The organism is Streptomyces murinus, from assembly GCF_002154555.1.
GTDB lineage: Bacteria > Actinomycetota > Actinomycetes > Streptomycetales > Streptomycetaceae > Streptomyces > Streptomyces murinus.
The window spans coordinates 1-6,419 of sequence record NZ_MUNF01000658.1 but is presented as its reverse complement, the minus strand read 5'-3'; the positions used below and the strand labels follow the sequence as shown (position 1 = coordinate 6,419).

Sequence of the window (6,419 nt, the reverse complement as noted above, 5' to 3'; positions counted from 1 at the left end):
TCGCCGATGCCTCGGGGGCGACGGCGTCGGTGTCCCGGTCGCCGATGCCTCGGGGGCGAAGGGGTAGGCATCAGTTCTCCTTGCGCAGCGCGAGGCGCAGGGATTCCAGTACGGCGGGGTCGTCGATGGTGGCGGGCGCCGGGGCGTCGTCCCCGTTGGCCAGTGAGCGCATGGAGGCGCGCAGGATCTTGCCGGAGCGCGTCTTCGGCAGGGCCGCCACCACCGTGACGTCCCTGAGCGCGGCGATCGGGCCGATCCGGTCGCGGACCTCGCGGATGATCTCCGCCTCCACTTCCTCGGCGTCGCGGACGGAGGTGGCCTTCAGCACCACGAAGGCGCGCGGCACCTGCCCCTTGAGGGCGTCGTACACCGCGATGACCGCGCACTCGGCGACATCGGGATGGGCGGCGACGACCTCCTCCATCGCGCCCGTGGACAGCCGGTGCCCGGCGATGTTGATCACGTCGTCCATGCGGCCCATGACGAACACATAGCCGTCCTCGTCGCGGTATCCGCCGTCGCCGGTGAGGTAGAAGCCGGGAAAGCGGGACAGATACGAGTCCACGTAGCGGTCGTCGTCCCCCCACAGGGTGGTGAGCGTCCCGGGCGGCAGCGGCAGCCGCAGCGCGATGGCGCCCTCCTCGCCCGCCGGGCGGTCGTGGCCCTCGAAGTCGAGGATCCGCAGGTCGTAACCCGGCATGGGGACACTCGGGGAGCCCGGCTTGACCTCCATCGGCTCCAGGCCACGCGGGTTCGCGGCGATCGGCCAGCCCGTCTCGGTCTGCCACCAGTTGTCGATCACGGGCACGCCCAGTGTCGTACGGGCCCAGTCGTAGGTGTCCGGGTCGAGGCGCTCACCGGCGAGGAACAGGCAGCGGAACGGCGTCATGTCGTACCGGGCCATCAGCTCGGCGGCCGGGTCCAGCTTCTTGATCGCGCGCATCGCGGTGGGGGCCGTGAGCAGCGCCTTCACCCGGTGCTCGGCGACGACCCGCCAGAAGGCGCCCGCGTCCGGGGTGCCGACCGGCTTGCCCTCGTAGAGGACGCTGGTGGCGCCGGTGAGCAGCGGGGCGTAGACGATGTACGAGTGCCCGACGACCCAGCCCACGTCGGAGGCGGCCCACCAGACGTCGCCCGGGCCGATGTCGTAGATGTTGGCCATGCTCCAGGCGAGCGCGACCGCGTGGCCGCCGTTGTCGCGCACCACGCCCTTGGGGCGGCCCGTGGTGCCCGAGGTGTACAGGATGTAGAGCGGGTCGGTGGCGGCGAGCGGCACACAGTCGGCCGGTGTGGCGCAGGCCATCGCCTCGCCCCAGTCCACGTCGCGCTCGGACAGTTCGGCGTGCGCCTCGGGGCGCTGGAGGATCACGCTGGTGCCGGGCGGGTGCGTGGCCAGGCGCAGCGCCTCGTCGAGCAGCGGCTTGTAGGGGATGACGCGGCTGCCCTCGATGCCGCAGGAGGCGGAGACCACGACCTTGGGGCGGGCGTCGTCGATGCGCAGGGCGAGTTCACGCGGCGCGAAGCCGCCGAAGACGACGGAGTGGACCGCGCCCAGCCGGGCGCAGGCCAGCATCGCGACGACCGCCTCGGGGACCATCGGCAGGTAGATCACGACGCGGTCGCCCCGGCCGACGCCCAGTGCGCGCAGCACCCCCGCGAACCGGGCGGTGAGCCGCCGGAGTTCGGCGTAGGTGTACGAGGTGGTGGTGCCGGTGACGGGGCTGTCGTGGATCAGCGCCGTACGGTCGCCGTGGCCGGCGTCGACATGGCGGTCGAGCGCGTTGAAGCAGGTGTTGATCCTCCCGTCCGGGAACCACCGGTAGAAGGGTGCCCGTGTGTCGTCCAGGATGTGTGACGGTTCCTCGTACCAGGTCAGCGCGGTGGCGGCGGCGGCCCAGAAGCCCTCCGGGTCGCTGATGCCACGCTGGTACTGCTCGCTGTAGACGCCCATCTGCGTCGTCACTCCTCGGGGTAGCACGCGCGGACAGCCCGCCTGTCCTCCATAGGGAGACCCTCCTCATGGAGACCCCTGCTCATATTGTCGCCAGTTTGAGTGCGGCTGCGTTCACATGAGCAGGAACACGCGGGGCCTCGGGGCGCGAGGACTGCCGCACGCGGGCCACGGCCGCGCGCGCCCGGATCGCCGATGCCACGGCGAAATTCACTCGCTCGGGTGGCTGACCGCGTGATTAATGTGCCGGGTGACAGAATTCAGGGTTCTCGATGACAGCACGGCGTGGCGGGAGGACGTCGAGCGGCGGCTCGTCGACGCGTACACGGCGGCGGGTCTCGGCGCGGCCGCGGCGCAGGAGTACCTGACGAAGGGGCGCGCCCTCGCCGGGGACTGGACGGTCGCGGAGATCGCGGACGCCGGGGCCCGGGCGGGCTGCGTGGCCGTGCGGGTGGGTGAGGAACGCGGGGTGCTCACGGGGCGTATCGGGGATCTGCATATCGACGCGGGCCACACCGGCCGGGGGCATGAACGGGCCGCCCGGGAATGGGCGGAGGGGTGGTGCGCCGAGCGGGGCGCGCGCCGGGTGGGTGTGCGGTTGACCGATCCCGCTCTGGGTGAGGTGTACGCCGCGTACGGTGTGCGCGGGCAGGTCAGGGTGCGGCCGGTCGGGGCCGCGCCGGAGCCGGCCGACGGTGTGACCGAGCGGCCGATGACACAGGCCGAGTACACCGAGTGGCTCGCCCAGGAGAAGGAGGCCTACATCGACGGCATCGTCCGATCAGGGGCGATGAGTCACGCGGATGCCGTGCGCAAGTCGGACCAGGACTTCGCCGAGCTGCTTCCCGAGGGGCTCGCGACGCCCGACACCACGCTCCTGGTGCTGGAGGCGGCGGGCGAGCCGATCGGCACGGGGTGGCTGAAGCACGGATATCTGCCCGGGGTCACCTACGGGTACTCGCTGCACGTCCCCGAGGCACAGCGCGGCAAGGGGTACGGGCGGGCCGCGATGGCGGTCGGCGAACGGGCCACCTTCGCGGCCGGTGAATCGGCACTGATGTTCACCGTGTGGGGCGGGAACGAGGTGGCGATGAACCTCTACACCAGCGCGGGCTACGGGATCCTGGACGAGGAGCGTTCCGCCGAACTGCCCTGACGGCGCCCTCGCTCAAACCCAGCTGCTCACACCCACGTGTAGTTCTCGTCGGTGACGGCGTCCAGGGCGGCGTCACCGACGGCGGCGCGGGGGTGGTCCAGTGCCGCCAGCGCGGGTCCGACGGGCGGGAAGAGGGGCAGAGCGCCGGTCTTGCGGTAATCGACCCATTCGACGGTGCCGATCTCATGGCCGCCGTCGGGGAGTTCGTCCAGTTCCCGCTCGGCGAGGGTGGCGCGGAGTCCGGGGGTGATGTGGAGCCGGTAGATCAGGTGCAGCTTGCGCGGCGGCGGGGTCGGGCCCGGGCGGGTGACCCGTTGGTCGACCACCCACAGCAGGTCGCCGCCTTCGGCCAGGTCGATGTCCAGGTCGAGTTCTTCGGCGAGTTCGCGGCGCAGGGCCTGACGGAGGTCCCGTCATGGCGGGCAATATCGCAGCGCCCAGCCCGGTGCGACATCCGGTCCGGGCTCCGGGTTCTGGTCCGGTCTCCGGGTGAAGGGACCTCAGCGGACGAGTGCGTGTTCCCGGGAGCGGGGGACGACCGCCGTCCAGCCCGGTTGGCGGTCGATGCGGTCGCGGAGCGCGGCGGCGTCCGGCTCGCCGTGCACCAGGTAGGTGGTGTGCGGGTCGGGCAGGATGCGCCGCAGATGGTGCAGGCAGGGCTGGGCCTCGGCCTGGTGACTACGGCCCGCCGCGCGGTCGTACGCCGTACCCATCGGCCCGATGGCACCGCGGGAAGGGACCCATGGCCCCCTCCGGCACCGGATCCGGACCCGGGCGGCCCGTCGTAGAGGTCCCTCGGCCCCTGTGGGCGCGGGCCTCTCGGGGGCACCGTCGGAGGCGAAGGATTCGGCACGAGGCGGAGGTCTCCGTGATGAGCGGCAAACGGCATCTGTGGCGGTGGCGGAGCAATCCGCTGCGCCGGCGCGAGGACGTCCTGGAGGCGTGGATCGTGCTGGCCGTCTGGGCGGTCGTGGTGCTCGTCGGCGCGGTCGTCGCACCGCTGGCGTTCCGCACCGCCGAGCACCGGTTCGCGGAGCAGCGCGCTCAACGGCACCCCGTACGGGCGGTCCTGATGGCCGACGCGCCGCAGGGCATCGCCGCGCAGTGGTCGGCGGACGGCCGGGTGCAGGACACCGTGCGCTGGGTGGCGCCGGACGGTACGCCCCGTACCGGGCACACGCTGGTGGATCCGAGCCTGCCCCGGGGCACGACGGTGCACCTGTGGCAGGACGACCGGGGACAACTGGTCACGACGGCGCCCACGGACCGTGCCGAGGGGCACATCGAGGCCGGTCTCCTCGCCGCCGGTGCCGTGCTGGTCGCCGCGGCTCCGGTGCTGGGCGCGGGTGCCTTCGCGCGGGCCCGGCTCGACCGGCGCAGGCTGGCCCTCTGGGACCGGGAGTGGGATCTGGTGGGGCCCCGCTGAGCGCATTCGCGGGCGCCTGCCGTCAGCTTCCCGGCCGTCAGCCGTGCGAGGCGCCAGCCGTGCGAGGCGCCAGCCGTACGAGGCGCCAGCCGTACGAGGCGCCAGCCGTACGGGGTGTCAGCGGGGTGTCAGCCGTACGGGGTGTCAGCGGGGTGTCAGCCGTGCGGGGTGTCAGCGGGGTGTCAGCCGTGCGGGACGACCGCGACCGGGGCGGCGATGTGGTGCAGCGCGGAGTGCAGGACATGGCCGAGGTGGAAGCCGAAGGAGCGGGTGCGGATGCGGCGGCCGACCGCCACGAGACAGGCGTCGTGGCACTGGTCGACGAGGACCTGTGCGGCGCTGCCGCAGCGGCTCGCCTCGATCACCTCGATGTCCGGGTACTTCTGCCGCCAGGGGCGCAGCACCTCGGTCAGCAGGGTGGCCTGCCCGCGTTGCAGGTCGTCGTAGAGTTCGGCGTCGCCGTAGAAGCGGTAGAAGGAGGTCGGCGGCTCCGGCCAGACGTGGACGGCGCGCAGCGGGACTCCGTGGCGCGCGGCGGCGTCGAAGGCGAACTCCAGCAGCGGTTCGGCCGGTTCCTCGACGTCGAGGCCGAGCACGACGGCTCCGGTGCCGGGCGGTCTGCCCGCCGGCTCCGTCCGCTGTGCGTCTCCGGTCTCCTCCCCCGCCCGCACCAGCACCACCGGGCGTTCGGCGCGGGCCACGACGGCGAGGCTCACCGAGCCGACCAGGAAGCCGCCGAGCCGGCCGAGGCCCCGGGAGCCCAGCACGAGCAGTTCGGCGTCGCCCGCGGCCTCGCACAGCACATCGGCCACGGTCCCCGTGAGCTGCGCGGTGCTCACGTCGAGGTCCGGATGGCGGGCCCGGATGCCGGTGGCGGCTTCCTCGGCCATCCGCTCGGCCCAGCGCCGGTAGCTGTCGAGGTCGAACAGCGGGGTCCGGGCGGCCATCCTGGGCGTGGGCTCCTGGACGTAGACGATCTTCAGGGGCAGGCCGCGCAGCTCTGCCTCGCGGGCCGCCCACTCGGCGGCGGCCTGGCTCTCGGGCGAGTCGTCGATGCCTGCGGTGACGGTTCGGGACATGGTCCGCGCCTCCGGGGTGAGTTTTGGCACCGGCGTGATGCCGCGGTGGCGACCGGTGTCAGGTGCCGGGGCCGAGGAGGTTCTTCACCTCGACCACGTCGGCGATCCGCTCGATCTCCGCGAGCAGCCGCCGCGCGGTCGCCGCCTGCATCCGTCCGGTCAGTTCCACGATGCCGTCGTGCACGGCCACCTGCACGGCGTCCCGGTCGGCCGGCGGGCAGATCGCCTCGACCATCGCCTCGGCCTCGGCCCGGATACCGGCGTCGTCCATGATCAGCGCCTGGAGCAAGGCGTCCCTGCGGACGACGCCGACCAGCCGGCCCTCCCGGTCGGTGACGGGCATCCGCTTGAGCCGGGAGAGGGCGGCGAGCCACGCGGCCTCGGCGACGGTCGCCCCGGGCAGCACGGTGATCGCAGGGCTGGTCATCAGGTCGGCGGCGGTCTCGCCCCGGGCCTTGCCGTGCAGCCGGCGCTCGCGCAGCCCCCCGATGGGTCCGGGCCGATGACCGGACGCCTCGAAGGCGACCTTGGCCAGCAGATCGGACTCCGATACGACGCCCACCACATGGTCCTGCGCGTCGACCACCGGCAGCGCGCCCGCCTGCTCGCGCGCCAGCACCCGGGCGATGTCGCGGTAGGGCAGGCCGGCGCGGATGTGCGCGGCGGGCACGTCCATCACCTCGCGCACCTCGCGCACCACGGGCTGCCCGGGTTCGGGGAACGGCGACGGGGGCGGAGTCGGGGACGGGGGTGCCGGTCGTGCCCTCGCGGAGCGCCGCTCCGCGGGGGCGCCGTGTCCGGCCGCGG

General features: G+C 73.2%; 7 protein-coding genes. 2 read left to right on the top strand and 5 right to left on the bottom strand.

Features of this window, described 5'->3' with window-relative positions; translation table 11 throughout:
* Window positions 1–70: 70 nt before the first annotated feature.
* Complete coding sequence (locus CCN72_RS32455) at window positions 71–1,951, bottom strand: propionyl-CoA synthetase (protein WP_086811767.1); 1,881 nt, start codon at window positions 1,949–1,951, stop codon at window positions 71–73.
* Window positions 1,952–2,192: 241 nt separating this feature from the next.
* On the opposite strand from CCN72_RS32455, the gene CCN72_RS32450 reads away from it, so the two are divergent.
* Window positions 2,193–3,107, top strand: a complete 915-nt coding sequence (locus CCN72_RS32450) for a GNAT family N-acetyltransferase (protein WP_244174585.1) — start codon at window positions 2,193–2,195, stop codon at window positions 3,105–3,107.
* Between the two features lie 26 nt (window positions 3,108–3,133).
* Here CCN72_RS32450 and CCN72_RS32445 read toward each other — a convergent pair whose 3' ends face one another.
* Window positions 3,134–3,433, bottom strand: a complete 300-nt coding sequence (locus CCN72_RS32445) for a hypothetical protein (protein ID WP_422810941.1) — start codon at window positions 3,431–3,433, stop codon at window positions 3,134–3,136.
* A 174-nt stretch (window positions 3,434–3,607) separates the two neighbouring features.
* A complete protein-coding gene (locus CCN72_RS32440; protein ID WP_086811765.1) occupies window positions 3,608–3,820 on the bottom strand; it encodes an MBL fold metallo-hydrolase RNA specificity domain-containing protein in 213 nt (70 codons plus the stop codon).
* A gap of 158 nt (window positions 3,821–3,978) precedes the next feature.
* Between CCN72_RS32440 and CCN72_RS32435 the strand changes: the two genes are divergently transcribed.
* Window positions 3,979–4,533 carry an Rv1733c family protein gene (locus CCN72_RS32435; protein WP_086811763.1) on the top strand — a complete coding sequence of 185 codons (555 nt, stop codon included), beginning with the start codon at window positions 3,979–3,981 and terminating at the stop codon, window positions 4,531–4,533.
* A gap of 182 nt (window positions 4,534–4,715) precedes the next feature.
* Here CCN72_RS32435 and CCN72_RS32430 read toward each other — a convergent pair whose 3' ends face one another.
* Entirely contained in the window at window positions 4,716–5,612 is an 897-nt protein-coding gene (locus CCN72_RS32430) for a universal stress protein (RefSeq protein ID WP_086811761.1), read from the bottom strand.
* Window positions 5,613–5,670: 58 nt separating this feature from the next.
* The coding region (locus tag CCN72_RS32425; protein ID WP_107430217.1) for a CBS domain-containing protein at window positions 5,671–6,419 on the bottom strand (749 nt) is incomplete at its 5' end.